Below are 25518 nucleotides of genomic sequence, written 5' to 3'. Positions count from 1 at the left end.
CTCTCCTCTAGAACAACTTCACACGCATCAGCAATTGCATCGCGAGCAATCCCAATACAAATCCTATGCCACCGTAGATGATGGTCTGGAGCAACCGGTTGGTGCGCTTTTGCGCGGCCAGCAGTTCCAGCAATTCGCGGCGGTTGTCCGCAGGCCGATTTTCAAGGAAATCGTGCAGCAGCCGCGGCAATTGCGGCAGCAGTTTCGCGTAGCGCGGCGCCTCGGCCTTGAGTTGCTGGAACAGCTTCTTCGGGCCGATCTGGTCGACCATCCACTTCTCGAGGAAGGGCTTGGCGGTGTGCCAGAGGTCAAGCTCCGGGTCGAGCTGGCGGCCCAGGCCCTCGATGTTGAGCAGGGTCTTCTGCAGCAGCACCAGCTGCGGCTGGATTTCGACATGGAAGCGGCGCGAGGTCTGGAACAGCCGCATCAGCACCATGCCGAGCGAAATTTCCTTCAGCGGCCGGTCGAAGTACGGTTCGCACACGGTGCGGATTGCGCCCTCGAGCTCGTCGATGCGGGTGCCTTCGGGCACCCAGCCGCTTTCCAGGTGCAGCTCGGCCACGCGCTTGTAGTCGCGCCGGAAGAAGGCCACGAAGTTCTGCGCCAGGTATTCCTTGTCCGACTCGGTCAGCGTGCCGATGATCCCGAAATCGAGCGAGATGTAGCGCCCGAAGGTTTCGGGCTCGAGGCTCACCTGGATGTTGCCCGGGTGCATGTCGGCGTGGAAGAAACCGTCGCGGAACACCTGGGTGAAGAAGATCGTGACGCCGTCGCGCGCCAGCTTGGGAATGTCCACGCCGGCCGCGCGCAGGCGGTCGAGCTGGGCAATGGGCACGCCGTTCATGCGTTCCATCACGATCACCTCGGGGTGGCAGAAGTCCCAGAACATCTCGGGAATCAGCACCAGGTCGAGTTCGGTCATGTTGCGGCGCAGCTGGGCTGCGTTGGCCGCCTCGCGCACCAGGTCGAGTTCGTCGTGCAGGTATTTGTCGAACTCGCCGACCACCTCGCGCGGCTTCAGGCGCTTGCCGTCGGCCGAGAGGCCTTCGATCCAGCCGGCCATCATGGCCATGAGCGCCAGGTCTTTCTCGATCACGCCGCGCATGTTGGGACGCAGCACCTTGACCGCGACCTCGCGCACCTCGCCCTCGTTGGTGCGGATGGTCGCGAAGTGAACCTGGGCGATCGACGCGCTGGCAATCGGCGTCTCGTCGAACTGCACGAACACGTCTCCCACCGGACGCCGGAAGGCGCGCTCGATGGTCGCGATCGCCACCGACGAGGGGAACGGCGGCACCCGGTCTTGCAGGAACGCGAGCTCGTCGGCAATGTCGGGCGGCAGCAGGTCGCGCCGGGTCGACAGCACCTGGCCGAACTTCACGAAGATCGGCCCCAGCCGCTCGAGTGCCTCGCGCAGGCGCTGACCGCGGGGCGCATCGAGGTTGCGGCCCACGGAAATGACGCGCGCCACGATGCGCAGCCACGGCTTCTGGAAGCTCGTGAGCACGAGCTCGTCCAGGCCATAGCGCAGCGCGACCCAGACGATGAAAATCCCGCGGTAGAAGCGCCTCATTCGGCCGTGCTCGCCGAGCCGGCCGCCGAGCCGCCGGCCTGCTGGCCCTTGCGATCGCCGACGAACTGGCGCAGTGCGCCCACGACCCGCCGCGCCGCGTTGGCGACGGTGTGCGCCGGCACGTCGCCGACCAGGCGGGCGAGGTCGTCCTCGACATCCCAGCGCACGTGGTCGACCAGCCAGTTGACTTCGGCCGCGAGTTGCACGTCGCCGATGATCTGCACCGACGGCTTGTCGCCGCGCAGCGTGGCGCGGGCCAGGTCGAAGGGAGATTCGTCCGTGACGGTGAGCGTGAGTTCGGGCACGGATCCGGGCGGCGCCAGGTCGAGCAGGCCGGCGGGCGTGGCCACCAGCTCCATCGTCACGAAGCGCCACTGGAAGCGCACCACGCGGCCCTGCTGCCGCAGCAGCCGCTGCTGGGCCTCGGGCTCCTGCTGCAGCACGTGGTTGAGGAACAGCACCGCGCGATGCTGGATCTCGTGCACCGCCCAGGCGGGCGGCTGCAGGCGCTCGCCGATGCGATTGAACAGGTCGTCGAGAAAAGAAAATGGGGACGATGGTGTGGCCATGTCCCCATTATCGGTTCTGTGGTTCTGTACGCGGCCCCATGGCCGCCGAAATCGCTTACTGCAGCGCTTGCACGCCTGCCACGAGCCAGCCGCTGGTGCCGCTGACCGGCTTGGTCATGTTCCAGACTTCGCGGAAGGGGCCCGGCCCGGCCGAGGCGTCTTCGCGGATCATGCCGGAGAACTCCACGCTGGCCATGTAGGCGTCGGCCAGTTCCTCGATGCCGAGCAGCTTGGCGTCGAGCATCACGACCTCGGTCTTGTTCGAAGAACCGCCGGTGTGGCTGGCACGGTCGGCCAGCTGCGAGCGGATTTCGTCGACCATGCTGTCGGTCATCATCGAGCGCAGCGTGGCGACGTCGGCGCGGTCCCATGCGTCCTGGAGGGTCACGAAGTTGCGCTTGGCAGCGCCCAGGAAGCCGTCCACATCGAAGCCGACCGGAATGCCCCACGACTGCGAACCGGCGAGCGCCGAGCCGATCATGCTGCCGCCGGCTGCGGCGCCTGCCGCGGAGAGGCTGCTGCCGTGCCGCTCGTCGGCCTGCGCGGGCGCGGCATCGAAGGCGGTCGCGTTGCGTTCCCACGGCCGTGCCGATGCGTCGTTGCCGACGTTGGCGGGGCTGTATTGCGCAGGGGCGCTGGCGTTCGCCGGATTACCCGCGCCTTCAAAGGCGAAGCCGCCCTGGCGGTTGGCGCCCGACGACGCCGCCGAACGTGCCTTGAACATGCGCCAGACAAACAACCCGGCCATCACGAGCAGTCCGATCAGCAGGATGTTCGCGAAGCCTGCGCCGAGGCCCAACGAATTCGCGAGCCATGCCAGGCCGAGGCCGGCGGCGAGACCACCGAGCATGGCACCCCACGGGCGCTTCGGCGCCGCGGCGGCGGGCGCCGGCGTTGCGGGCCTCGGCGCTGCATTGGTCGCGTTTTGCTGCGCGGGTGCGCTGGGCGATGCGGATTCACGCTGCGTCACGTTCGACGACTGGCGGCCGACCGATTTGCCGCCGCCGATGCGCGCTGCATCGGCTTGCACGCTGACCAAGGCCAGCACGCAAGCCAGGAACAAAGAACTCAAACTTTTCATCTCGTCTCCTCTTTAGAGCGAAGAAATTCGCGTCATCAACACTTGATTCCAACATGAAGGGCAACCACGCCACCCGTCATGTTGTGATAGTCCACATGCCCGAAACCGCCCTCTTTCATGAGGGTCTTGAGTTCGTCTTGCGCGGGATGCATCCGGATGGATTCGGCCAGGTAGCGATAGCTCGCATCGTCGCCCGCCACCAGCTTGCCCAGCTTCGGCAGAACGTTGAACGAATACCAGTCGTAGGCCTTGGCGAGGGGCTTCGCGACCTTCGAGAACTCGAGCACCAGGAGCTTGCCGCGCGGCTTGAGCACGCGGTTCATTTCCTTCAGCGCGATGTCCTTGTGCGTCATGTTGCGCAGGCCGAATGCCACGGTCACCACATCGAAATGGTCGCTCGGAAACGGCAGCTTCTCGGCATCGCAGACCAGCGTGGGCAGCGCCACGCCGGCATCGAGCAGACGGTCGCGGCCGGTGCGCAGCATGGCTTCGTTGATGTCGGTGTGCACCACCTGGCCGCTGGCGCCGACCTTCTTCGCGAAAGCCAGTGCGAGGTCGCCGGTGCCGCCCGCGATGTCGAGCACGCGCGAGCCTTCGCCCACGTTGGCCACCATCACGGTGTACGCCTTCCAGGCGCGGTGCAACCCCATCGACATCAGGTCGTTCATGAGGTCGTAGCGCGTGGCCACGGAATCGAAGACGCCGCGGACACGTTGCGCCTTCTCGCTTTCGTCGACTTTTTCGAAGCCGAAGTGGGTGGTGCTCATGCGCCTGATATTAGGCCGGAAGCACACACCTCAAGAGTGCGACCCTCCGGACACGGCGGGCATTTGTTGCTTTTTCTTCAAATAGCGCGGCGCTGCAGGGCGCGCCGCGCCTGCATCCGAGGCTATCTTTTCGCTAGCGAAGGCCTTGGGGCCGGGTCAGTGGGTGCTGCAGGCGGAGCCGCCTTTGTCGATCATCGGCGCATCGCGGTCGGCACCGGCGGCAGCGAGCCGGCGCTCGTATTCGGCCCAGAGCTCGGCCTCCTTGGCGCCGAGTTCGTACAGCAGGTTCCACGAGAAGATGCCGGTGTCGTGGCCGTCGCTGAAAACCGGCTGCACGGCGTAGTTGCCCACCGGCTTCAGGTCGACCAGCTCGACCTCGCGCTTGCCGGTCTGCAGGATTTCCTGGCCCGGGCCGTGGCCCTGCACTTCGGCCGACGGCGAATAGATGCGCATCAGCTCGAACGGAATACGGAAAGTGGCCCCATCCGAAAAGCCGACTTCGAGTACGCGCGACTGGCCATGCACAGTGATCGATTGCGGCGTCGGTGCGCCGGCTTGCAAACCTGCCATCAGAAGCTCCTTGTGCCCAGTCGGGCGATCATCGCACTCTCGATTGCAGGCAGGCGTGCGGCCACGGCGGCGTTGTGGGCCGCATTGGGTTCGCGCTGCACCGGCGCCCAGACCGAGCCCGGAAAATGGGTGTCGTCGGCGAACCGTGCGATCACGTGCCAATGCAGGTGCGGCACCATGTTGCCGAGCGCCGCGAGATTGATCTTGGCCGGCGCCAGGTGCTCGCGCAGGCACTGCTCGACCACCGTCACCGCTTCCATGCACAGCACGCGGTCGGCCGCGTCGAGGTCGGAAAACTCCGCCGCATGCTCGCGCCAGATCACGCGGTAGAAGGCCGGAAAGCCGGCCTCTTCGGCATGGATGACGCGCAGCTTCGCGCCTTCAAAGACGACGCGGCCACCCGGGCCTTCGCAGAAAGGGCAGCCTTGTTGCTTTGTCATACCAGCACCCGCTCGATCCCGCCGTGCTTGGCGGCGGCCACGTAGTCGGGCATCCAATCCTTGCCGAGAATCTTGTTGGCCATCTCGACCACGATGTAGTCGGCTTCGAGCAGGCCGTTGTTCAGGTCGTTGCCGTAGCGCGAGAGGCCTTGCAGGCAGCTCGGGCAGCTGGTCAGGATCTTGACGTTGTCCTTCTCGCCAACTTGCCCGTTCGCTCGCAGTGCGGCCTCGCCCTTCTTCAGTTCTTCTTCCTTGCGGAAGCGGATCTGCGTGGAGATGTCGGGCCGCGACACACCCAGCGTGCCCGACTCGCCGCAGCAGCGGTCGTTCTTGAGCACGTTGTCGCCGACCAGCGCCTTCACGGTCTTCATCGGGTCCTGCAGCTTCATCGGGCTGTGGCAGGGGTCGTGGTACAGGTAGCCGCCACCGCCTGCATCCGCCAGCGTGATGCCCTTTTCGAGCAGGTACTCGTGGATGTCGATGATCCGGCAGCCCGGAAAGATCTTGTCGAACTGGTAGCCCTGGAGCTGGTCGTAGCAGGTGCCGCAGCTCACCACCACCGTCTTGATGTCCAAGTAGTTGAGCGTGTTGGCGACGCGGTGGAACAGCACACGGTTGTCCGTGATCATCTTCTCGGCCTTGTCGAACTGGCCGCTGCCGCGCTGCGGATAGCCGCAGCACAGGTAACCCGGCGGCAGCACGGTCTGCACGCCCGCATGCCAGAGCATGGCCTGCGTGGCGAGGCCCACCTGCGAGAACAGCCGCTCCGAGCCGCAGCCCGGAAAATAGAAAACTGCCTCCGTTTCCGAGGTGGTCGCCTTCGGGTTGCGGATGATCGGCACGTAGTCGGCGTCCTCGATGTCGAGCAGCGCGCGCGCCGTCTTCTTCGGCAGGTTGCCCGGCATCTTCTTGTTGATGAAGTGGATCACCTGTTCCTTGACGGGCGCCGGGCCGAGCGTGGCCGGCGGCGCGGCCGTCTGCTTGCGCGCAAGCCCGCGCAGCAGGTCGTTGGCCAAGCGCTGGGCCTTGAAGCCGATGCCCACCATGCCCGCTCGCACCGCCTTGATGGTCTGCGGATTGGTCGCGTTGAGGAAGAACATCGCGGCCGCATTGCCGGGACGGAAGCTCTTCTGCCCCATCTTGCGCAGCAGGTTGCGCATGTTCATCGACACGTCGCCGAAGTCGATCTTCACCGGGCACGGCGTGAGGCACTTGTGGCACACGGTGCAGTGGTCAGCCACGTCCTCGAACTCTTCCCAGTGCTTGATGCTGATGCCGCGCCGGGTCTGCTCTTCGTAGAGGAAGGCCTCCACCAGCAGCGAGGTCGCGAGGATCTTGTTGCGCGGGCTGTAGAGCAGGTTGGCGCGCGGCACGTGGGTGGCGCACACCGGCTTGCACTTGCCGCAGCGCAGGCAGTCCTTCACGCTATCGGCAATGGCGCCGATGTCGCTCTGCTGCATGATGAGCGACTCGTGCCCCATGAGGCCGAAGCTCGGCGTGTAGGCGTTGGTCAGGTCGGCATGCAGTTCGATGTTTTGGCCGGCCGGCGCGCGCAGCAGCTTGCCCTTGTTGAAGCGGCCTTCGGGGTCGACGCGCTGCTTGTAGTCCATGAAGGGCTTCAGCTCTTCGTCGCTCAGGAACTCGAGCTTGGTAATGCCGATGCCGTGCTCGCCCGAAATCACGCCATCAAGGCTGCGCGCCAGCGCCATGATGCGCACCACCGCGGCATGCGCGGTCTGCAGCATGTCGTAGTTGTCGCTGTTGACGGGAATGTTGGTGTGCACGTTGCCGTCGCCCGCGTGCATGTGCAGCGCCACCCATACGCGGCCCTTGAGCACCTGCTTGTGGATGGCGGTGCACTCGGCCAGGATCGGCGCGAACTCGGCGCCCGAGAATATTTCCTGCAGCGGCTGGCGCAGCTGGGTCTTCCAGCTGGCGCGCAGGGTGTGGTCCTGCAGCTGTGGAAACAGCGTGTCGACGTCGCGCAGCCATTCGGCCCAGAGCGCTCGCACGCCCTGCACCATCGCCACGGCCTGCGCCACGCGGTCTTCGAGCAGCTCGGCGGCCGGGATCTCGTGCGCGTCGTCGGTCTTGCCGAGCGGCAGGTTGCCACGCAGCAAAAAGGCTTCGAGCGCATCGGTGAGCGCGAGCTTGTTCTGCAGCGACAGCTCGATGTTGATGCGCTCGATGCCGTCGCTGTATTCCGCCATGCGCGGCAGCGGGATCACCACGTCTTCGTTGATCTTGAAGGCGTTGGTGTGCTTGCTGATGGCGGCCGTGCGCTTGCGGTCGAGCCAGAATTTCTTGCGCGCCTCGGGGCTGATGGCAATGAAGCCTTCGCCGCTGCGCGAGTTGGCGATGCGCACCACTTCCGAGGTGACGCGCGCCACCGCATCGGCGTCGTCGCCCGCGATGTCGCCGAACAGCACCATCTTTGGCAGGCCGCCGTGCTTCTTCGACTTGGTGGCGTAGCCCACGGCTTTCAGGTAACGGTCGTCCAGATGCTCGAGGCCCGCCAGCAGCACGCCGGAGCGCTTCTGCTCGGCGAACATGAAGTCCTTGATCTCGACGATGCTGGGCACCGCGTCCTTCGCGTTGCCGAAGAATTCGAGGCACACCGTGCGCGTATGCGCCGGCATGCGGTGCACGACCCAGCGGCAGCTGGTGATGAGGCCGTCGCAGCCCTCTTTCTGGATGCCCGGCAGGCCCGAGAGGAACTTGTCGGTCACGTCCTTGCCGAGGCCTTCCTTGCGGAAGCTGCGGCCGGGAATGTCGAGGCGCTCCGTGCGCAGCTTGGTCTTGCCGTCGGCGGCGTAGTACTGCAGCTCGAACACGGCGCTTTCGGCGTCGTGGATCTTGCCGAGGTTGTGGCCGATGCGCGTGACTTCGAGCCATTCGGCCTGCGGGGTGACCATGCGCCACGACGCCAGGTTGTCGAGCGCCGTGCCCCAGAGCACGGCCTTCTTGCCGCCCGCGTTCATCGCCACGTTGCCGCCAACGCACGAGGCTTCGGCGGAGGTGGGATCGACCGCGAACACATAGCCCGCGCGCTCGGCCGCGTCGGCCACGCGCTGCGTGACCACGCCCGCTTCGGTCCAGACGGTGGCCACGGGCGCTTCGAGGCCCGGCAGCGAGACCATCTCGACCTCGGTCATGGCCTCGAGCTTTTCGGTGTTGATGACCACGCTCTTCCACGTGAGCGGAATGGCGCCGCCGGTGTAGCCGGTGCCGCCGCCGCGCGGAATGATGGTCAGGCCCAGTTCGATGCAGCCCTTGACCAGCAGCGCCATCTCGGCTTCGGTGTCGGGGCACAGCACCACGAACGGATATTCGACGCGCCAGTCGGTGGCGTCGGTGACGTGCGAGACGCGCGAGAGGCCGTCGAACTTGATGTTGTCCTTGGCCGTGAGGCGGCCCAGCACGCGCGTGGCCTTGCGGCGAAGCGCCGCCACGTCGCGAAAGGCGGTGTCGAAGGCGGCGACGGCCTGGCCGACGAGCCCCGTGAGTTCGCCCACGAGCTGGTCGCGCGGCAGGTCGCTGTCGGGGGTGCGGCGCTTCTGGACCTCGGCCAGGCGGTGCCTGAGCGCATCGACCAGCTGGCCGCGGCGGCGCGGGTTGTCGAGCAGGTCGTCGACGAGGTAGGGGTTGCGCTGCACCACCCAGATGTCGCCGAGCACTTCGTAGAGCATGCGCGCCGATCGGCCGGTGCGGCGCTCGGCGCGCAGGGTCTGGAGCAGTTCCCAGCCGCGCTCGCCCAACAGGCGGATCACGATCTCGCGATCGGAAAAGCTGGTGTAGTTATAGGGGATCTCGCGCAGTCGTACAGGCTCTGCGGCCTGCGACAACAGCGTGGTCAACGCGGTCGGAGCATTCATCGGGGGTGGCACCTCGGCCGGGCGCTGCGCGCCCATAGCCGGGGGTGGGGATTTTAGGGCAGGGACTGGGGGCTTGCCTTGTGAGGGTCGCCGTTCCCCTTTTGGGAGGCGCCCGGCCGACGGTACGGCGCGGTCGGCCCCACTATGCCGGCCGCTTCGCGGCTCCCCTGCGGTGCTCGCGTTTCGCGGGGTCTCGCAGAACTCGCCTTCGGCTCAAACAGCTGCGAGCCCTGATCCGCAAAACGCTGCGCTCCTCGGCGGCACAGAGGGGCCGCCCACACCGCACCGCCGGCCGGGCGCTTGTGTGTTGTTACGGCCGCTGCCCTCACCCCAACCCTCTCCCGGAGGGAGAGGGGGCAAGACCGGAAAGGCCTTTCAGAACAGCACGCGGCTGCGGATCGTCCCGTTCACCTTGGCGAGTTTTTCCAGGGCCAGGTCGGAATACGCCGCATCGATGTCCATGACCACATAGCCGATCTTCTCGTTGGTCTGCAGGAACTGCGAGGAGATGTTGATGTTGTTGTCCGAGAAGATCTTGTTGATTTCGGACAGCACGCCCGGCACGTTGCGGTGGATGTGCAGCAGCCGGTGCTTGCCGGGGTGGGCCGGCAGCGCCACCTCGGGAAAGTTGACGGACGAGGTCGAGGTGCCGTTGTCGCTGTACTTGACGAGTTTTTCCGCCACCTCGAGCCCGATGTTGGCCTGCGCCTCCATGGTCGAGCCGCCGATGTGTGGGGTCAGGATCACGTTGTCCAGGCCGCGCAAGGGCGACTGGAACTCGTCCTTGTTGGTGCGCGGCTCGACCGGGAACACGTCGACCGCGGCGCCCAGCAGCTTCTTTTGCTTCAGCGCCTCGGCGAGCGGCTCGATCTCGACGACCGTGCCGCGGGAGGCGTTGATCAGGATGGCACCTGGCTTCATGGCGGCGATTTCGGCCGCGCCGATCATCCACTGGGTGGCCTGCGTTTCGGGCACGTGCAGGGTCACGATGTCGCTCTGGGCCAGCAGCTGGTGCAGTTCGCGCACCTGGCGCGCGTTGCCCAAGGGCAGCTTGGTGACCACGTCGAAGAAAGCCACCTGCATGCCGAGCGCCTCGGCCAGCACCGACAACTGGGCGCCGATGGAGCCGTAACCCACGATGCCCAGCGTCTTGCCGCGGATTTCGAAGGCGTTTTCGGCCGACTTGAGCCAGCCGCCGCGGTGCGCCACCGCGCTTTTTTCAGGCACACCGCGCAGCAGGAGGATGGCTTCGGCCAATACCAGTTCGGCCACCGAGCGGGTGTTGGAATAAGGCGCGTTGAACACCGCCACGCCGTGCTCGCGCGCGGCTTCGAGGTCCACCTGGTTGGTGCCGATGCAGAAGCACCCCGCCGCCACCAGCTTCTGGGCGGCCGCGAAGACCTCGGCTGTCAGTTGCGTGCGCGAGCGGATGCCCAGGAAGTGCACGTCGGCGATCTTGGCCTTGAGCTCCGCGTCGGGCAGCGCACCTGGCAGCGACTCGATGTTGGTGTAGCCCGCGCCGCGCAGGACCTCCACGGCCGAAGGGTGGATGCCTTCGAGCAAAAGGAACTTGATCCGGCTTTTGTCGAGGGAGGTTTTGCTGCTCATGACTTGCTCGCTGAGACCCCGGCCACGGCGACAGGCTAGGCCGAAAAAGGGGATGACGATGCTAGCATGGTGCAGCGCAACATGCAGGCCCGCGCCCCGCGCCGGGCTTGCCGCCAAAGGGGTTTCCCCGATTGGAGGATGGTCGTGGTCCGTGCGCCAATGTGACGCGGCTGTGTCATCCACATGGCCTAGCATCCGCGCTTTCCATTTTCCGTTCAGGAGTCTTCATGCGATTCAAGACGCTCGCGCTGGCATCGGCGCTGGCCGCCACCACGCTGTTCAATGTGGCCCACGCCCAAACCGAGATCCAGTGGTGGCATTCCATGACCGCCGTGAACAACGAGTGGGTCAACGACCTGGCCAAGCAGTTCAACGAGAGCCAGAAGGAATACAAGATCGTGCCGACCTTCAAAGGCACGTACGACGAATCGATGACGGCCTCCATTGCGGCCTACCGCTCCGGAAACGCCCCCCACATCCTGCAGGTTTTCGAAGTGGGCACCGCCACCATGATGGCCAGCAAGGGCGCCATCGTGCCGGTCGGCCAGGTCATGAAGGACGCGGGCGAGAAGTTCGACCCAAGCGCCTACATTCCCGCGGTGGGCGGCTACTACACCGCGCCCAACGGCCAGATGCTGAGCTTCCCTTTCAACAGCTCGACCACGATCTTCTATATCAACAAGGACGCCTTCAAGGCGGCCGGCCTGCCGACCGACAAGGCCCCGTCGACCTGGCCCGAAGTGGTGGCCGCGGCCGCCAAGCTCAAGGCCAGCGGCCACAAGTGCCCGTTCACCACCGCCTGGCAGAACTGGACGCAGGTCGAGAGCTTCTCCGCCTGGCACAACGTGGAATTCGCGAGCAAATCGAACGGCCTGCAAGGCCTGGATGCGCGCCTGAAGGTCAATTCGCCGCTGCACCAGCGCCACATCGAGAACCTCGCCAGCATGGCCAAGCAGGGCCTGTTCATCTACAAGGGCCGCGGCAACGTGCCCGAAGCGTCGTTCGTCTCGGGCGAGTGCGCCATGATCAATACCTCTTCGGGCTTCTACGGCAACGTGGCGAAGAACGCCAAGTTCGCCTACGGCCTGGCGCCCCTGCCCTACTACCCGGACGTGCCCGGCGCCCCGCAGAACACCGTGATCGGCGGCGCCAGCCTGTGGGTCATGTCGGGCAAGAAGCCGGCCGAGTACAAGGGCGTGGCCAAGTTCTTCAGCTTCATCTCGACGCCTGAAGTGCAGTCGGCCAGCCACAAGCGCACGGGCTACCTGCCCGTCACCATGGCGTCGTACAAGCTCACCGAGGAATCGGGCTTCTACAAGCAGAACCCCGGCACCGACGTGGCCGTGACGCAGATGATCCGCAAGGTCACCGACAAGAGCCGCGGCATCCGCCTGGGCAACTACGTGCAGATCCGCGCCATCGAGGACGAGGAACTCGAACAGGTCTGGAACGGCAAGAAAACCGCCAAGGAAGCCCTCGATTCCATCGTGACCCGCGGCAACGAACAACTGGAACGCTTCCAGAAAGCCAACAAAAGTTAACGATTGAGACCCGGACCCTCGTGTCCGGCTAATATCGCCCGCCTCCCGTTCGCTCGTGCGCCTGTGCGCAAGAGCGGACCGGGCGGGATTTTTTATGCAGAGGGTTCATGGAAAAACGCGTTTTCTTTCGCTCGGGCTGGCTGCCCTGGCTGCTTCTGACACCGCAGATGGCGGTGATCCTCGTGTTTTTCTTCTGGCCGGCGGCGCAGGCGCTGCTGCAGTCGTTGCAGCAGCAGGACGCCTTCGGCACCACGGTCGAGTTCGTCGGGCTGCAGAACTTCAAGGATCTGTTCCAGGACCCGGCCTACGCCGAGTCGTTCAAGACCACCGCCCTGTTCTCGGTGCTGGTGGCGAGCATCGGCATCAGCCTGTCGCTGCTGCTTGCGGTGTTCGCCGACCGCATCGCGCGTGGCGCCACTTTCTACAAGACCATGCTGATCCTGCCCTACGCGGTGGCGCCCGCCGTGGCGGCCGTGCTGTGGGTCTTCATGTTCTCGCCCTCGCTGGGCGTGGTGGCCTATGCGCTCGGCAAGATCGGCATCAACTGGAACCACCTGCTCGACTCGGGCCACGCCATGACGCTGATCGTCATGGCCTCGGTGTGGAAGCAGATCTCCTACAACTTCCTGTTCTTCCTGGCCGGCCTGCAATCGATCCCGAAGTCGCTGATCGAGGCCGCGGCCATCGACGGCGCGCGCCCGTGGCGCCGCTTCTGGACCGTGCAGTTCCCGCTGCTGTCGCCCACCACCTTCTTCTTGCTGGTGATCAACGTGGTCTACGCCTTCTTCGACACCTTCGCGATCGTCGATGCGGCCACGCAGGGCGGCCCGGGCAAGGACACGACCATTCTGGTCTACAAGGTTTACCACGACGGCTTCAAAGGCCTGGACCTGGGCGGCTCGGCCGCGCAGTCGGTCGTGCTGATGGTGATCGTGGTGGCCCTGACGGTCATCCAGTTCCGCTACGTGGAAAAGAAAGTCCAGTACTGATGATGATGAAGCAGAAAAACACTCCCGCGGAGGCCCGGCATGGTTGAAAGACGCGGCACCCAGGGCATCCTGGCGCACGTGGTGATGATCCTCGGCGTGTTCATCGTCGCCTTCCCGCTCTACCTCGCGTTCGTGGCGTCCACGCATACCGCGCAGGAGATCGTGCAGGCGCCGATGCCGCTGCTGCCCGGCACCAACATCTGGGACAGCTACAAGGGCGCGCTGTTCGGGCGCGCGAGCGCCGCCGGCTCCAATGCGCCGGTCGCCCACATGATGTGGGTGAGCTTCGTGACCGCGATGGTGATCTCGGTCGGCAAGATCGCGATTTCGCTGCTGTCGGCCTTCGCCATCGTCTACTTCCGGTTTCCGTTCAAGAAGATCTGCTTCTGGGCCATCTTCGTGACGCTGATGCTGCCGGTGGAGGTGCGCATCCTGCCCACCTACAAGGTGCTGTCGGACCTGAACATGCTGAACACCTACGCGGGCCTCACGGTGCCGCTGATTGCGTCGGCCACGGCCACCTTCCTGTTCCGGCAGTTCTTCCTCACGGTGCCCGACGAGCTCACCGAAGCCTCGCGCATGGACGGCGCCAGCCCGATGCGCTTTTTCTTCGACGTGCTGCTGCCGCTGTCGAAGACCTCGATTGCGGCGCTGTTCGTCATCCAGTTCATCTATGGATGGAACCAGTACCTCTGGCCGCTGCTCGCCACCACCGGCGAAGACATGTACCCCGTGGTGGTCGGCATCAAGCGGATGATTGCCGGCGGCGACGGCCAGAACGAATGGAACGTCGTGATGGCGACCGCCATCCTCGCCATGCTGCCGCCCGCGCTGGTGGTGGTGCTGATGCAAAAGTGGTTCGTCAAGGGCCTTGTGGACACTGAAAAATAAGTTATGGCTGCTCTCTCCCTTCGCAACGTCATCAAGCGCTACGGCCACGGGCCGAAAGCCAACCAGGTCATCCACGGCGTGAGCGCCGAGATTGCCGACCATGAATTCATCGTCATCGTCGGGCCTTCGGGCTGCGGCAAGTCCACCCTGCTGCGCATGGTGGCCGGCCTGGAGGAAATCTCGGCCGGCGAAATCTCCATCGGCGGGCGCGTGGTGAACCAGCTCGAACCCTCCGAGCGCGACATCGCCATGGTGTTCCAGAACTACGCGCTCTATCCGCACATGAGCGTGTTCAAGAACATGGCCTACGGGCTGAAGATCGCCAAGGTGCCGGAGCCCGAGATCAAGACGCGCGTCGACAAGGCCGCCAAGATCCTCGAGCTCGGCCACCTGCTCGAGCGCAAGCCGCGCGAGCTCTCGGGCGGCCAGCGCCAGCGCGTGGCCATGGGCCGCGCCATCGTGCGCCAGCCGCAGGTGTTCTTGTTCGACGAGCCGCTGTCGAACCTCGATGCCAAGCTGCGTGCGCAGACCCGCATCGAGATCCAGAAGCTGCACCGCGAACTCGGCATTACCTCGCTGTTCGTCACGCACGACCAGGTCGAGGCCATGACGCTGGCGCAGCGCATCATCGTGATGAACGGCGGCGTGATGGACCAGTTCGCAACGCCCGAGGAGGTGTACAACCGGCCCGCCACCACCTTCGTCGCAAGCTTCATCGGCTCGCCGCCGATGAACCTGCTGCAGCATGCCCCCGGCGTGCGGCCGGGCCAGATTCTCGGCATCCGCCCCGAGCACATGAAGCTCGACGAGAGCGGCTGGTCCGTGCAGGTCGAATCGGTCGAGCTGCTGGGCGCCGAACGGCTGGTGTACGGCCGCATCGGCGACGAGCAGATCATCATGCGCACCGACGAAGGCGATCATCCGCCGGTCGCGGGCGACACGGTGAAGATTGCCGCGCGCCAGGACAAGCTGCACTGGTTCGACGCCGGCTCCGGCAAGCGGGCCGACTGAACGATGCCGGCGCTGAAGCCCTGGCCCTATCCGCGCTGGGTTGCGCACCGCGGCGCCGGCAAGCTGGCCCCTGAGAACACGCTGGCCGCATTCCGGCTCGGCGCGGCGCATGGCTACCGCATGTTCGAATGCGATGCCAAGCTCAGCGCCGACGGGGTCGTGTTCCTCATGCACGACGCCACGCTCGACCGCACCACCAACGGCCACGGCATCGGCGGCGAACAGCCCTGGAGCGCGCTCTCGCAGCTCGACGCCGGCGGCTGGCATTCGCGCGCTTTCGCGGGCGAGCCGCTCGCCACGCTCGAGAACCTGGCCCGCTTCTGCCTGGCGAACGACCTTCTGCTCAACATCGAGATCAAGCCCACGCCCGGCACCGAGCGCGAAACCGGCGAAGCGGTGGCGCGGCAGGCAGCCCAGCTGTGGCAGGGCGCGGCCGTTCCGCCGCTGCTCACGTCCTTCCAAACCGAATCGCTGGCGGGCGCGAAGGCGGTGCAGCCCGGACTGCCGCGCGGGCTCCTGCTCGACACGCTGCGCGACGGCTGGCTGGCCGCGGCCACCGGCCTCGACTGCGCCGCCATCGTCTGCAACCACGCGCTCTGGGATGCCGCCACAGTGGCGCAAGCGCACGATGCGGGCATGCGCGCCCTGAGCTACACCGTCAACGACGAATGGGCCGCGCAGCGGCTGATCGACCTGGGCACCGACGGCATCATTACCGACCGGGTCGACCTGTTCAGCCCCGCCGCCTGATCGCGGCACGCGGCGTCGGCTCGACACACGCTGTCACGCGCCGCGCCGTGGGCCGGAATTGGCGCCTTCTATGATGGCAGCCATGAGTTCGATCCCACGCCTGATGGCTTTTTGGCTGGCTGCCCTGCTGTTGTGCGGTGCCGCGGCGGCCCAGCCGGACAGCAACAACAACAGCAGCAGCGGCAGCAACAGCGCCGCTGCGGCGCTCGCGCCAGAACCCACCGTGGCCGAGCTGCGCGAGCAGCTCACCAAGATCACCGCAGCGGCCGATTCCGACGAGGACGTGCCCAAGCGCCTGGCGCAGATCAACGACATCGGCGCCCGGGCCGACAAGTTCGTTGCCGCGCGCACCAGCGAACTGGCCGACCTCAATGCCCGGCTCGGCGAGCTCGGCAATCCGCCGGCCGCGGGCGCCACCGAAGCCCCTGACATCACGCGCCAGCGCGCCCGCCTGACCAAGGAGCGCAACGCGCTGGACGCCGACATCCGGCTGGCGCGCCTGCTGGCCATCGACGTGCGGCAGCGCGGCGCCGAGCTGGTGACCCAGCGCCGCGCGCTCTTCGAGGCGCAGATCACCGAACGTGCGCCGTCGCCGCTGGGCGGCGAATTCTGGCGCGACCTGCAGGAGGCATGGCCGAGCGACCTCGATCGCCTGCAGACGATGGTGTCGGGCCTGCGCGACGGGCTGGCGCAGGCCACGCAGCAGGGAACCCGGACCGCGGTGTTCGGGGCCTTGATCCTGGCGCTGCTGCTCGCCGTGCTCGGCAACTGGGTCGCCGAGCATCTGCTGACGCGCATTGCCGCGCGCTTGCTGCCGGCGGGCCGGCTTCGGCGTTCGCTGCTGGTCATTGCCATCGTGGCGAGCCATGTGCTGCTGGTCGCCGCGGCGGCGCACGGGTTCGTGTGGGTGCTCGAGGAATACGCCACCTGGGAGCCGCAGGCGCGCAAGGCGATGCGCTCGATGGCGCAGGCGCTGGTGTTCATGGCCTTCGTCATCGGGCTCGGCCGCGCGCTGCTGGCCACCAGGCGACCGAGCTGGCGGCTGCCGCCGATTCCCGACGCCATGGCCACGCGGCTGGCCGCGCTGCCGTGGCTGGTCGCGCTGGTGGCCGCGCTGGCCTGGACGCCGGCCGAAATCAACCAGCTGGTGGACGCGAGCTTTGCGGCCGTGGTGGCCACCCACGTGCTCACGGCGCTGATACTCACCGCGCTGGTCGGCGTCGTGTTCTACCGCCTGAAGCCGCTGCGCGCCGACGCGCCCGAGGCGGGCCTGCCCGAGCGGCCGATGTGGGTGGGGCTGCTGGTGGCATGCATCGGCATGCTCATCGTCGCGATCTGGGTGCTGGTGGCGGTGGGTTACGTGGCGCTTGCGAGCTTTCTGGCGTCGCAGCTCACCTGGAGCGGCATCGTGGCCGCCGCCTTCTATGTGCTGTTCAAGTTTGCCGACGACGTTTTCATGGCCGGCGTGTCGTCGCGCAGCACCTTCGGCCAGCGCCTGCAGAAAAGCTTCGGGCTCGCGCCGCAGACGCTCGACCAGGCGGCCACGGTGCTCTCCGGCCTGAGCCGCGTGGCGCTTTTCTTCTACATGCTGATCGCGCTCGCGGCCCCCCTGGGTACCGGGCCCGGTGAAGTGTTCCAGCGCAGCGGCAAGTTCGGCACCGGCGTGAAGGTGGGCGAGTTCCAGCTGGTGCCCGGTGCCATCCTGAGCGCCATCGCCGTGGCGTTGGTCGGCTTCATCGCGCTGCGCGTCTTCAAGCGCTGGCTCGCCCGCAGCTATCTGCCCAGCACGCAGTTCGAGCCGGGCATGCAAAGCTCGATCACCACGCTGCTCGGGTACGCGGGCGGCATTCTGGTGGTGGCGTTTTCGCTTTCCGCGCTGGGCATCGGCATCGAACGCATCGCGTGGGTGGCCAGTGCGCTGTCGGTGGGCATCGGCTTCGGCCTGCAGGCCATCGTGCAGAACTTCATCTCGGGCCTCATCCTCCTGGCCGAACAGCCGGTGAAGGTGGGCGACTGGGTGGTGCTGGGCACCACCGAGGGCGATGTGCGACGCATCAACGTGCGGGCCACGGAAATCCAGGTTGCAGACCGCTCGACGGTGATCGTGCCGAACTCCGAATTCATCACCAAGACCGTGCGCAACATGACGCTGGCCAATGCGGAAGGCCGGGTGCTCATTCGCCTGCCGATGCCGCTGACCACCAACGCCCAGCGCGTGCGCGACCTCATCCTGGAGGCCTGCCGCGCCCACGAAGGCGTGCTGGAAACGCCCGCGCCGTCGCTCACGCTCGAAGGCATCGAGGGCGGCCTGCTCATTTTTCAGGCCATTGCCTATGTGCCCAGCCCGCGCCTGGCGGGCGGCGTGCGCAGCGACCTGCTGTTCACCATCCTCGAGCGCCTGAACGCGGAGCAGCTGCCGCTGGTGCCCTATGCGGCCCCGCCGCCGCCGATGCCTGCGGACGGGGCCGCGCCGGCCGTCTAGTTACGGGTTGCCGCACCGATCGCCCAAGCAGGGGGCAAATGCCCATGCTGATCGATCAATTGTCCGGGGCCCTGAAAACGAACAATCAGCAGCCATGAGCAGGCGTTCTCTCGCCAACGCTCGCCCGGAGCATCAATGGCTGAAGAAAGCGACCTCGAAAAAACCGAACCTGCCTCATCGCAGCGCCTTGACAAGGCGCGCGAGGAAGGGGACGTCGCCCGGTCGCGGGAGCTGGTCACCTTCGTCATGCTGGGCACGGCCGTCGCCGGCCTGTGGCTCACGGCCGGCTCGCTCGGCGGCACCTTGCGCGGCGCCCTGACCCAGGGCCTGCACTTCGACCGGACCGCGGCGTTCGACCCTTCCTACATGATGGCCCGCGCTGGGCTCATCGTGATCGAGGCGCTGCTCGCACTCGCGCCGCTGTTCGGCATGATGGTGGTCGCCGCCGTAGTCGCCCCGATGATGCTCGGCGGCTGGCTGCTGTCGACCAAGGCCCTCGCTCCCAAGTTCAGCAAGCTCGACCCGATGGCCGGCATCGGCCGCATGTTCTCGACGCAGGCCCTGTCGGAGCTGATCAAGGCGCTGACCAAATCGCTGCTGATCGGCGGCGTGGCGTGGCTGGTGATCATGGACAACATGGACGAGGTCACGGCGCTCATGGCGCAGTCGGAGCGCGCCGCGCTGCCGCAGATGATCGGCCTGGTGGCGCACAACTGCGCCCTCATTGCCGCCTCGCTGCTGCTGGTGGCGCTCATCGATGTGCCCTACCAGCTGTGGAGCTACCACCGCAAGCTGCGCATGTCGCGCGAAGACCTGCGCCAGGAGCACAAGGAGAGCGAGGGCGACCCGCACGTCAAGGCGCAGATCCGCCGCCAGCAACAGCAGATGGCACGCCGGCGAATGATGTCCGAAGTGCCGAAGGCCGACATCGTGGTGACCAACCCCACCCACTTCGCCGTGGCGCTCAAGTATGTCGACAACGACATGCGCGCGCCGCGCGTGGTGGCCAAGGGGAGCGACCTGGTGGCCGCGCGCATCCGCGAGCTCGCACGGGAAAACAACGTCGCGATCCTCGAGGCGCCGCCGCTCACGCGCGCGCTGTTCAAGCACACCCGGCTCGGTGACGAAATCCCGGCCGGCCTCTACACCGCAGTGGCCGAGGTGCTGGCCTGGGTCTACCAGCTCAAGCGCTGGAAGAGCGAAGGCGGCGAAGCGCCGCGCACGCCCGTCGACCTGCCGATTCCCGAATCGCTCGAATACTCGTTGAACGCCGCATGAACGCCACGCTGACCCGCCTGCAGGCGCAACTGTTCTCCGGAGCCCAATGGAAGGGGCTCGCCGGCCCGGTGCTGATCGTGCTCATCCTGAGCATGATGGTGCTGCCGCTGCCGGCCTTCCTGCTCGACCTGCTGTTCACCTTCAACATCGCAATGTCGGTGATGGTGCTGCTCGTGAGCATGTACACCATGAAGGCGCTGGACTTCGCTGCCTTCCCCGCCGTGCTGCTGTTTTCCACGCTGCTGCGGCTGTCGCTCAACGTGGCCTCGACGCGCGTGGTGCTGATGCACGGCCACACGGGGCCGGATGCGGCGGGCAAGGTCATCGAGGCCTTCGGGCACTTCCTGGTCGGCGGCAACTTCGCCGTCGGCGTGATGGTGTTCATCATCCTGGTGCTGATCAACTTCATGGTCATTACCAAGGGCGCGGGGCGCATTGCCGAGGTGGGTGCGCGCTTCATGCTCGACGCCATGCCCGGCAAGCAGATGGCAATCGATGCCGACCTGAACGCCGGCCTGATCGGCGAGGACGTGGCGCGCAAGCGGCGCACCGAGGTGTCGCAGGAAGCCGACTTCTACGGCTCGATGGACGGCGCCAGCAAGTTCGTGCGCGGCGACGCCGTGGCGGGCCTCCTGATCATGGTCATCAACATCATCGGCGGCCTGGTGGTCGGCATGGTGCAGCACGGGCTGGACTTCGGCAGCGCCGGCAAGACCTACACGCTGCTGGCCATCGGCGACGGCCTGGTGGCGCAGATTCCGGCGCTGGTGATCTCCACCGCCGCCGGTGTCATCGTGTCGCGCGTGACCACCGACGAAGACGTGGGCCGCCAACTGACGGGGCAGCTGTTCTCCAACCCGCAGGTGCTCTTTCTCACGGCCGGCCTCATCGGCCTGATGGGCATGATCCCCGGCATGCCGAACCTGGCGTTCCTGCTGATCGCGGGCGGCCTGGTGTGGCTGGGCCGGCGCATTCTCAAGCGCGCGCCGCAGGCCGCTGCCGAGCAAGCCGCCGCGGCCCACGCCGCCGCCGCACCGGCCGTGGAAGCCCCCGAAGCCACGTGGGACGACGTGGCGCTGGTCGATCCGCTCGGCATGGAAGTCGGCTACCGGCTGATCCCGCTCGTGGACCAGACGCAGAACGGCGAACTGCTGGGCCGCATCAAGAGCATCCGCAAGAAAACCGCCCAGGAAATCGGCTTCCTGGCGCCGGTGGTGCACATCCGCGACAACCTCGAGATTGCGCCCAACACCTACGTGATCAGCCTGAAGGGCGTCGAGATCGGCCGCGGCGAAGCCTTCCCCAACCAGTGGATGGCCATCAACCCCGGCCAGGTGACCGGCACCCTGCCCGGCACGCCGACGCAAGACCCGGCCTTCCATTTGCCCGCGGTGTGGATCGACGCCAGCCTTCGCCAGGAGGCGCAGGTGCTCGGCTACACGGTGGTCGATGCCTGCACGGTGATGGCCACGCACCTGAACCACCTGATTCAGACCCATGCCGCCGAGCTGCTGGGCCGCCAGGAAGTGCAGCAGCTGCTCGACCAGATCGGCAAGACCGCGCCCAAGCTCACCGAAGACCTGGTGCCCAAGGTCATCTCGCTGAGCACGCTGCACAAGGTGCTGCAGAACCTGCTCGACGAAGAGGTGCCGATCCGCGACATGCGCACGATTCTCGACGTGATGGCCGAGCACGCGCCGACCGTGAAGGACGCGGCCGAGCTCACCTCGCTCACGCGCCTGGCACTTGGCCGCGCGATCACGCAGCAGCTGTTCCCAGGCGATTCCGAACTGCAGGTGATCGGCCTGGACGGCGCGCTCGACAGCGTGCTGCAGCAGGCGCTCGCCAACAACAACGGCATCGAGCCAGGCCTTGCCAACAGCCTGATGCAACAGACCCGCGCCGCGATTGCGCGCCAGGAGCAGATCGGCCTCGCACCGGTGCTGGTTGTCCAGCATTCGCTGCGGGTCCTGCTCTCGCGCTTTCTGCGCCGCAGCTTCCGCCAACTCAAGGTTCTCTCGCATGCCGAGATACCTGATACCCGCAACATCAAGATCACCGCCACCATTGGAGGAAGAGTTTGAACACCCAGACCGACGTGCGGACCAGCGCACGCAAGTTCGTCGCCCCGACCAGCCGGGAAGCCCTGCGCCTTGCGCGCGAAGCGCTCGGCGCCGAAGCGATGGTGCTGACCAACCGCGTGGTTGCCGAAGGCGTGGAGATCGTCGCCATGGCACCGGACGATGTGGAAGAAGTGCGTGCGAGCGCGCCCGCCGCGCAGGCTGCGCCGCAAGCCGCTCCTGTATCCGCTCCCGCAGCTGCCCCCGTGGTCGCCCCCGCATCCGCCTTCATGCTCACCCCGGCGCCCGCCCCCGCGCCTGCGCCTGCCCCCGTCGCAGCCGAGAGCGTGCTCGGAGAGCTCCACTCGATGCGCTGCATGATCGAAGAGCAGCTCGCCGGCGTGGTCTGGAACGACAAGCAGCGCCGCGACCCGATGCGCGGCCGCCTGCTGCGCACGCTGCTCGGCGCCGGCTTCAGCGCGCGGCTCTCCAAGGCCATGCTGGAGCACCTGCCCACGGGCCAGAGCTATGCCCAGGGCATGGCCTTCGTGCGCTCCGAACTGATCCGGACCCTTCCGGTGCATGACGACGAAGACGCGCTGTTGGCGCAAGGCGGCGTCTATGCCCTCATGGGGCCGACCGGCGTGGGCAAGACCACGACCACGGCCAAGCTCGCCGCGCGCTGCGTGATGCGCTTCGGCGCCGAGAAGCTGGCGCTGGTCACCACCGACAGCTACCGGATCGGTGCTTACGAGCAACTGCGCATCTACGGCCAGATCCTCAATGTGCCGGTGTACGCCGTAAAAGACGCGGCCGACCTGCACCTGGTGCTGCAAGACCTGCGCGACAAGCACATGGTGCTGATCGACACCGTCGGCATGAGCCAGCGCGACCGCGCCGTCTCCGACCAGATCGCGATGTTCTGCAACAGCCAGCGGCCCGTGAAGCGGCTGCTGCTGCTCAATGCCGCGAGCCACGGCGACACGCTCAACGAAGTGGTGCACGCCTACCGGCATGGCGGCGGCAACGAGCTGGCGGGCTGCATCTTCACCAAGGTCGACGAGGCCACCCATCCCGGCGCGCTGATCGACACCGTGATCCGCCACCGCCTGCCGGTGCACTACGTGTCCAGCGGACAGAAGGTGCCCGAGAACCTGATGCGCGCCGACCGCGCCCAGCTGGTGGACAGCGTGTTCCAGGCCAACAGCCGCAGCGCGCTCTTCGTTCCCGGCGAAAGCGACATGCAGGACGGATCTGCGGCCAGTGCCGCGGCGTCCGAAGCGCACGCCGAGGCCGAACGGCAACGGCTGCGTTACCGCCAGCTGATTCGCGCCATGGCGCACGACGCACAGGAAGTGGCAGCCGCCGCGGCGGCGCTTGCGAGCGCTCCGCTCGGCTTCGAGCAGTCGCGCGCGCTCTGGCGCCAGGCCGCCGACGAAAACGTCGGCCACAAGGCGGTGCTGCAGGCGCTCATGACGCACGCCACGAGCGAGATCGCCACCGGCTGCGACACCCATCTGCTGGCGCTGTCGAGCCAGGTCGGCCTCAAGTCGGACGAAGGCGGCGACGCCTATCAATGCCATGGCAGCCTGCTGCTGTCCGATCGCGACGGCATGCCGCTGGCCGCACCCAACCAATGGCTCTCCACGGGCGCGACCCGCAATGCCGCCGACCCCACGCGCAGGCCCGGCGTGCGGCAAGTGCAGTGGCTGCGCCAGCAGGACTTCGGCAAGACCGTGGTGCACATGCTGTCCAGGCTGCCGGCTGCCGAGCTCATGCTGCAGTGGAAGGTGCAGCGCCAGCAATGGATGGCGCGCGCACCCGGCTCCACCGCGGTGATCGACCCGCGCACCGGCGAATACGCCACCCTCACGGGCCTGGACTTCTCGTTCGGCGAAGAGCGGCCCGTGACCTTCAAAGGCCGCCCCGCGCTGCAGTCGGAGGCCCAGGCCAGCATCACGCTGCGCACCGACGGCGGCCCGCCCGGCCTGCGCTGCGTCGTGACCCGCGTCACCGATCCACGCAGCCGCAAGGTGGTGGCGCAGAGCTATGCGCTCTCCAACGTGAGCCAGGAAGTTTCCGTGCGGCAGCTTGCGCAATGGCAGGCCTGGGCCGCCGAAGCGGAGCCCTGCTTCCGCCTGCTGCGGCAGGGCCTCTCGGTCATCGGCGGGCTCGGCGAGGCGGGCGACCCGCACATGATGAAGCGCCTGCTCATCGCCGGCCAGGTCACCACCACGGTGTGGCGGCTGCTGCAGGCCGACGGCGATCGGGCCGGCCGCACGCGTGCGCTGCTGGGCCAGCTGACCGGCCGGCCGGTGCGGCCCGGCCGGCCGCTCTCGGGCAATGTTCTGTATGCAGGCATGGGCAAGCTGTTCTTCCTGCTGGAGGCACTGGACACGTGAGCAAGCTGGTGCCGGATCAAGCCGACGGACTGCGGCGACTGCTCGCGCAATCGTCCGTGCGGCTCATCGCCATCGCGGGCATGGAACGCCGCCAGGGCGCCACCACGGCGGCGATGAACCTGGGCGCGGCCCTGGCCCACATGGGCAAGGACGTGCTGCTGCTGGACGAGCACAAGGTGGGTGCGAACTCGGTTCGCGGCGCATGGGCTGTCGACCCGCTCGGAACGCTGGCCGACGTCGCCACCCGGCGGTTGACCTGCGAAGGCGCCGCCGCGCGCACCGAGTGCGGCGTCAACGTGCTGCCGGCGCTGCCGGGCGGCCAGCCCGACCACGTCGACCCGCGTCTTTTCTGGGACGGCGACGTGGTGCTGATCGACGCTGCGCTCGACAGTGCCGGCCACTTGTCGCCGCTGGCGCGGCTGGCGGACGACCTCGTCGTGGTGCTCCAGCCCAACCCCGCGTCAATCACCGCCACCTACTCGGGCATCAAGCGGCTGCATTACGCGCATGCGCTGCACCAGCTGCGGTTGCTGGTCAACGGTGTTGCCGACCCCGAGGCGGCCCGGCGGCTCATGGCCAATCTGATCGACACGGGCAGCCGCTACCTGGCGATTTCGATGCATGCCGCCGGCTGGGTGCGCGCCGATCCGCACCTGGACGATGCAAGGCGCCTGCACCAGACCGTCGTGGAGGCGTTTCCGGCCAGCCCGGCGGCGGTGGACTTCCGCGTCATCGGCGCCGACGTTGCCCAGTGGCCATGGCGCCCGTCGGTTCGCGCGCACGACGCGGAGCCGGCGCCCTGGCGGCCCGAGGCCCTGGCGCCGCAACAAGCACATGAGGAAAGGGAAGGCCGTGTACACCGCTCAGGGCAATATTGAGAAGTCTCACCTGCTGAAGCAGCACCAGCCCATGGTGCGCCGCATGGCGCTCCAGATGCTGGCCAAGCTGCCCGCCAGCGTCGAGCTCGACGACCTGATCCAGGCCGGCATGATCGGCCTGCTGGACGCCTCCACCCGCTACCAGGACAACCGCGGCGCGCAGTTCGAAACCTTTGCGAGCCAGCGCATCCGCGGCGCCATGCTCGACGAACTGCGCGCCAGCGACTGGGGCTCGCGCAACCTGCGCCAGCAGGCCCGCAAGGTCGAACAAGCGATCCAGTCGCTGGAGCACCGCCTGGGCCGGCCCGCCACCGAAGGGGAGATCGCCAAGGAACTGAAGATGGACCTCGACGACTACCAGTCGCTGCTGCAGGAGATCCAGGGTTGCCAGCTGTTGTACGTCGAAGACTTTGCGCAGGACGGCGAATCCGACAACCCCTGGCTCGACCGCCAGGCGCGCAGCGGCCGCCCGAGCGCCGACGACGATCCGCTGGCGCAACTGCTCGAAGCCGGCTTTCGGCACGAACTGGTCGACGCCATCACCGCCCTGCCCAAGCGCGACCAGCTGCTGCTGAACCTGTACTACGAGGAAGAACTGAACCTGCGCGAAATCGGCGCCATTCTGGAAGTGACCCAGTCGCGCGTGTGCCAGCTGCACAGCCAGGCGATCAGCCGGCTGCGCGCGAAGCTGAAGGACTCGCTTTAGGATCAGGCGCGTCTCGCCCCCTCTCTTCTCTCCTCTCTGTTCATGGG

General features: G+C 66.9%; 19 protein-coding genes. 11 read left to right on the top strand and 8 right to left on the bottom strand.

The features are described 5' to 3' along the window. Positions 1 to 7: 7 nt before the first annotated feature. From ubiB to serA, 8 genes are all read right to left on the bottom strand, one after another. Complete coding sequence (gene ubiB / locus QFZ42_RS02625; protein ID WP_307699456.1) at positions 8 to 1573, bottom strand: ubiquinone biosynthesis regulatory protein kinase UbiB; 1566 nt, start codon at positions 1571 to 1573, stop codon at positions 8 to 10. Then, a complete protein-coding gene (locus tag QFZ42_RS02620; protein WP_307699455.1) occupies positions 1570 to 2142 on the bottom strand; it encodes a ubiquinone biosynthesis accessory factor UbiJ in 573 nt (190 codons plus the stop codon). The genes ubiB and QFZ42_RS02620 overlap by 4 nt, the downstream gene beginning before the upstream one ends. Before the next feature lie 55 nt (positions 2143 to 2197). Beyond that, a complete protein-coding gene (locus QFZ42_RS02615) occupies positions 2198 to 3223 on the bottom strand; it encodes a Tim44 domain-containing protein (RefSeq protein WP_307699454.1) in 1026 nt (341 codons plus the stop codon). A 35-nt stretch (positions 3224 to 3258) separates the two neighbouring features. After that, a complete protein-coding gene (gene ubiE / locus QFZ42_RS02610) occupies positions 3259 to 3990 on the bottom strand; it encodes a bifunctional demethylmenaquinone methyltransferase/2-methoxy-6-polyprenyl-1,4-benzoquinol methylase UbiE (protein ID WP_307699453.1) in 732 nt (243 codons plus the stop codon). Positions 3991 to 4146: 156 nt separating this feature from the next. Then, positions 4147 to 4560, bottom strand: a complete 414-nt coding sequence (locus QFZ42_RS02605) for a DUF971 domain-containing protein (RefSeq protein WP_307699452.1) — start codon at positions 4558 to 4560, stop codon at positions 4147 to 4149. After that, positions 4560 to 5000, bottom strand: a complete 441-nt coding sequence (locus QFZ42_RS02600) for an HIT family protein (RefSeq protein WP_307699451.1) — start codon at positions 4998 to 5000, stop codon at positions 4560 to 4562. Before QFZ42_RS02600 ends, QFZ42_RS02605 begins: the two co-directional genes overlap by 1 nt. Next, positions 4997 to 8875: an FAD/FMN-binding oxidoreductase gene (locus QFZ42_RS02595; RefSeq protein ID WP_307699450.1), complete on the bottom strand. Its 3879-nt coding sequence runs from the start codon at positions 8873 to 8875 to the stop codon at positions 4997 to 4999. Before QFZ42_RS02595 ends, QFZ42_RS02600 begins: the two co-directional genes overlap by 4 nt. 375 nt (positions 8876 to 9250) lie before the next feature. Continuing rightward, complete coding sequence (gene serA / locus QFZ42_RS02590; protein ID WP_307699449.1) at positions 9251 to 10483, bottom strand: phosphoglycerate dehydrogenase; 1233 nt, start codon at positions 10481 to 10483, stop codon at positions 9251 to 9253. A gap of 227 nt (positions 10484 to 10710) precedes the next feature. On the opposite strand from serA, the gene ugpB reads away from it, so the two are divergent. The 11 genes from ugpB (at position 10711) to QFZ42_RS02535 (ending at position 25471) form a co-directional block, all read left to right on the top strand. Then, positions 10711 to 12024, top strand: coding sequence for a sn-glycerol-3-phosphate ABC transporter substrate-binding protein UgpB (gene ugpB, locus QFZ42_RS02585; protein ID WP_307699448.1), 1314 nt, complete (start codon positions 10711 to 10713; stop codon positions 12022 to 12024). A gap of 107 nt (positions 12025 to 12131) precedes the next feature. Continuing rightward, entirely contained in the window at positions 12132 to 13013 is an 882-nt protein-coding gene (ugpA, locus tag QFZ42_RS02580) for a sn-glycerol-3-phosphate ABC transporter permease UgpA (RefSeq protein ID WP_307699447.1), read from the top strand. 39 nt (positions 13014 to 13052) lie between these two features. Beyond that, on the top strand, positions 13053 to 13904 hold the full coding sequence (gene ugpE, locus QFZ42_RS02575; protein WP_307699446.1) for a sn-glycerol-3-phosphate ABC transporter permease UgpE: 852 nt from the start codon (positions 13053 to 13055) through the stop codon (positions 13902 to 13904). Positions 13905 to 13907: 3 nt separating this feature from the next. Beyond that, positions 13908 to 14915, top strand: a complete 1008-nt coding sequence (locus QFZ42_RS02570; protein ID WP_307699445.1) for a sn-glycerol-3-phosphate import ATP-binding protein UgpC — start codon at positions 13908 to 13910, stop codon at positions 14913 to 14915. 3 nt (positions 14916 to 14918) lie between these two features. After that, positions 14919 to 15665 (top strand): glycerophosphodiester phosphodiesterase, encoded by a 747-nt coding sequence (gene ugpQ, locus QFZ42_RS02565; RefSeq protein WP_307699444.1) that lies wholly within the window; start codon positions 14919 to 14921, stop codon positions 15663 to 15665. Between the two features lie 70 nt (positions 15666 to 15735). After that, a complete protein-coding gene (locus QFZ42_RS02560; RefSeq protein WP_373423300.1) occupies positions 15736 to 18147 on the top strand; it encodes a DUF3772 domain-containing protein in 2412 nt (803 codons plus the stop codon). Between the two features lie 135 nt (positions 18148 to 18282). Continuing rightward, the gene (flhB, locus tag QFZ42_RS02555) at positions 18283 to 19425 is read left to right on the top strand and encodes a flagellar biosynthesis protein FlhB (protein WP_307699442.1); all 1143 of its coding nucleotides are present in this window, start codon (positions 18283 to 18285) and stop codon (positions 19423 to 19425) included. Then, positions 19422 to 21509, top strand: a complete 2088-nt coding sequence (gene flhA / locus QFZ42_RS02550; RefSeq protein WP_307699441.1) for a flagellar biosynthesis protein FlhA — start codon at positions 19422 to 19424, stop codon at positions 21507 to 21509. The genes flhB and flhA overlap by 4 nt, the downstream gene beginning before the upstream one ends. Further along, positions 21506 to 23887: a flagellar biosynthesis protein FlhF gene (gene flhF, locus QFZ42_RS02545; protein ID WP_307699440.1), complete on the top strand. Its 2382-nt coding sequence runs from the start codon at positions 21506 to 21508 to the stop codon at positions 23885 to 23887. The genes flhA and flhF overlap by 4 nt, the downstream gene beginning before the upstream one ends. Next, positions 23884 to 24765, top strand: a complete 882-nt coding sequence (locus tag QFZ42_RS02540) for a MinD/ParA family ATP-binding protein (RefSeq protein WP_307699439.1) — start codon at positions 23884 to 23886, stop codon at positions 24763 to 24765. Before flhF ends, QFZ42_RS02540 begins: the two co-directional genes overlap by 4 nt. After that, a complete protein-coding gene (locus QFZ42_RS02535; protein WP_307699438.1) occupies positions 24722 to 25471 on the top strand; it encodes an RNA polymerase sigma factor FliA in 750 nt (249 codons plus the stop codon). Before QFZ42_RS02540 ends, QFZ42_RS02535 begins: the two co-directional genes overlap by 44 nt. Positions 25472 to 25518: the final 47 nt, after the last annotated feature.

Origin of the sequence: Variovorax paradoxus, assembly GCF_030815855.1 — a bacterium.
Taxonomy (GTDB): domain Bacteria; phylum Pseudomonadota; class Gammaproteobacteria; order Burkholderiales; family Burkholderiaceae_C; genus Variovorax; species Variovorax paradoxus_M.
This window is presented reverse-complemented; position numbering and strand designations above follow the sequence as displayed.